This is a genomic window from Corallococcus sp. AB049A (assembly GCF_003668885.1).
GTDB classification, from domain to species: domain Bacteria; phylum Myxococcota; class Myxococcia; order Myxococcales; family Myxococcaceae; genus Corallococcus; species Corallococcus interemptor.
In genome coordinates this window covers 1-3,237 of sequence record NZ_RAWL01000650.1, presented here as the reverse complement: position 1 = coordinate 3,237, position 3,237 = coordinate 1, and the positions used below count along the sequence as shown (strand labels likewise).

General features: G+C 73.4%; 2 protein-coding genes. One reads left to right on the top strand and one right to left on the bottom strand.

Features of this window, described 5'->3' with window-relative positions; genetic code table 11:
* Positions 1-28 precede the first annotated feature (28 nt).
* Positions 29-1,447, top strand: a complete 1,419-nt coding sequence (gene ftsY / locus D7X55_RS37785) for a signal recognition particle-docking protein FtsY (protein WP_121725566.1) — start codon at positions 29-31, stop codon at positions 1,445-1,447.
* Positions 1,448-1,461: 14 nt separating this feature from the next.
* On the opposite strand, the gene D7X55_RS37780 is transcribed toward ftsY, so the two are convergent.
* On the bottom strand, positions 1,462-3,237 hold a 1,776-nt coding region (locus D7X55_RS37780), incomplete at its 5' end, for a M1 family aminopeptidase (protein WP_306437763.1).

Genomic DNA, 3,237 nt, shown 5'->3' with positions numbered 1-3,237 from the left:
GCCGGACACCGGCCTCTCCGACGGTCAAATCGTCGGCATTGGCGGCGCGGCGGTCTTCGTCGTCCTGGCGCTCGTCGCGGCGCGGAAGCTCCTGGGCAGGAAGCGCGTGCCGGAGGCCGCCAGGAAGCCCGAAGAGGTGCCCCAGCTGCCCGCGGAGCGCCCCGAGCTGCGCGTGGAGCTGCCGCCCAACGAGGCGGAGCTCGCCCGGCGCCGCGACCTGGACGACGCCCACGCGCGCATGGACGAGCTGCGCCGGGAGCGCGAGACGGCCTCGTTCGCCGCCCATGCCGCGAAGGACCCCGCGGAGAAGGCCCGCCTGGAGGCGCAGGTCCGCGCCCTCAAGGAGCGCGAGGAGGAGGCCAAGCGCGTCGAGTACCGCGCCAAGAAGGCCCTGGACGACGAGACGCGCGAGCGCCGCAAGCGGGAGCAGGTGGAGGCGGTGCGCCTGCGCGACGAGGCCATCGCCCAGGAGGCCGCCCGGGCGGAGGCCGCCCGTCAGGCCGAGGCCGCCGCGGCGCGCGCCAAGGTGGAGGCGGAGGGTGGCCGCACGCTGGCCCAGGGGCTGGACCGCACGCGGAACCAGGGCTTCATGGCCCGGCTCAACGGCCTGTTCGGCGGCCAGCGCACCATGGACGAGTCCGTCCTGTCGGAGCTGGAGGAGATTCTGTTCACCGCCGACATCGGCGTGCGCACCGCGGACCACCTGGTGGAGGTGGCGCGCGACAAGCTCAAGCGCAACGAACTGAAGGACCCGGAGCGCATCAAGGGCGCCATCCGCGACGAGGTGGCGCGCATGGTGGACCTGCCCGTGCCGCGCTCGCTGGAGGGCGGGGGCCCGCCGCACGTGGTGATGGTGGTGGGCGTCAACGGCGCCGGGAAGACGACGACCATCGGCAAGCTGGCCGCGCAGCTCACTGGCCAGGGCAAGAAGGTGGTGCTCGCCGCGGGCGACACCTTCCGCGCCGCCGCCACGGAGCAGCTGGACGTGTGGGCCGAGCGCGCCGGGGCCCAGCTGGTGAAGGGCCCGGAGAACGGCGACCCGAGCGCCGTCATCTTCGAGGCGGTGAAGAAGGCTCAAGCGGAAGGCGCGGACGTCATCATCGCGGACACCGCGGGCCGGCTGCACACCAAGGCCCCGCTCATGGAGGAGCTCAAGAAGGTCAAGCGCGTGATGGACAAGGCGCTGCCCGGCGCGCCCCATGAAATCCTGCTCGTGCTGGACTCCACCAACGGGCAGAACGCCATCCAGCAGGCCAAGCAGTTCCACGAAGCCGTGGGCGTCAGCGCCATCGCGCTCACCAAGCTGGACGGCACCGCCAAGGGCGGCGTCATCATCGGCATCTGCGACGAACTGAAGCTGCCCGTGGTCTGGGTGGGCGTGGGCGAGAAGATCGCCGACCTGCGCCGCTTCGAGCCGCGCGAGTTCGTGCAGGCGCTGTTCGACTGACCGTTGCCTTCGCCCTACTGCCCCATGAGCTGGGGCAGCAGCTGTTCCAGAAGCTCCTGCGTCTGGGCGTCCAGCTTCACGCCGCCCATGGCGCCGCCGCCCATGGCCTCCATCAGCCCCTGGAGGTCCGCGGCGCCCAGGTCCTCGTCGCCGTGGGACTCCTCCCACCAGCGCGTGCGCAGCTGGGTGAGCGCCTTCGCGTTCGCGGGGCTCGCCTTCGCCAGCTCCTGCGTGAAGCACGCCTTGCACGCCCACTTGAAGCGGTACGTGTCCACGTACGCGCGCAGGGCCTTGAAGAAGGCGCTGTCCCCCACCAGCTTGCGCGACGCGTGGTGCAGCAGCGGCGCCTTGCCGTACACGAGCGCGCCGTACTCCAGTTCGCCGCCGTCGAAGTCGCCCGTGGGCCGGTCCGCGCGGCCGTCGCTGCCGCCCGTCATCCGGTAGAACTGGTAGGGCATCACCAGGGCCTCGTTGCGCAGGGACTCGGCGGCCTCCGGGCCGTGGGCCCACTCCATGTAGAGGAGCGCCGCGTACTGGGCCAGGGACTCGTCCACCACCGGGTCGCGGATGGGGTCCGAGCCCACGAGCCCCGCGAAGTACTGGTGCGCCACCTCGTGCGCCACGGTGAACTCCAGCGTGCGCTCCAGGGACGCGCCCACCTGCGCGCCCACCTGGGACAGCATCGCGGCGCCCTGCGCGTCCAGCAGCTCCTGGATGGCCTCCATGCCGGGCATGCCCACCAGCATGGACAGCGGGTCCTGCTTCGCGCGGTAGAGGGACGTGCCCACCGTCACCAGCCCCGGGAACTCCATGCCGCCCGCGCCGCCGCTCAAGGGCGCCTGCACCACGCGGAAGTGGGTGTAGGGCAGCGGGCCCAGGCGCTTCTCGAACTCCGTCAGGGCCTGCGACGCGTACTTGAGCACGCGCTTGCCGACGGCCGCGTCCTGCGCCGCGAAGTGGCTCTCCACCGTGACGCCGTTCACCGTGGCCGTGGCGGACTGGTAGCCGCGCGTCACCAGCACCGGGAAGTCGCGCACCGCCGCCGCCGCGAAGCTGTAGCGCACCCGGCCGTCGCGCTCCGGCACCGCGCCCATGGGGGTCCCGGTGGCGTGCGCGGACCAGCCCGGCGGCACGGTGAGCGTGGCCAGCACATGCGCGGGTTCGTACAGCGCCAGGTCCCCCAGCCCCTGCGGACCGGCCCACGGCTGGCCCCGGTCATCCACCGGGGGCACCTGCGGCACCACGCCCACCAGGCTCACCACGTCCGCCGTGGCGGAGAAGGCCCCGTGGTCGTCCGCGCCGCCGCCCCTGGCGCTCCCGCCCAGGAGCCCGCCCGAGCCCATCAGCGACTCCGCGCCCGGCGCCGCCCTGGGCACCGTGCCCTTCACCGAGACCTCCAGCGACAGCGCGCCGCCCGGGGCCACCGGAGGGTCTACAGCGATGCGCTGCAGCGTGGGCTCCGGCCCCAGCTCCAGCGTCACGGCCTTCCCGTTGAGCTTCGCGCCGGAGAGCGTCACCTGGCGCGAGCGGGTGTTGGGCGTCAGCCGCAGGTACAGCTCCGTCACCGGCCTGGGCCCCTTCGCCACCAGCCGCACCTGCACCTTGCCCCAGACGCGCCGCTCCTTCGGCTCCACCTCCAGCTGGACCCGGTAGAGCGGCACGGACTCCAGCGGCCCCAAGGCCTTCGCGGCCCGGTCCCGCTCCTCCGGCTTCAGGTGCTGGAGGCACAGCTGCACCTCCGGCGCCACGCTGCCGGCGCCCGGGACAGCGGGCGCGGCGGGGGCGGGAGG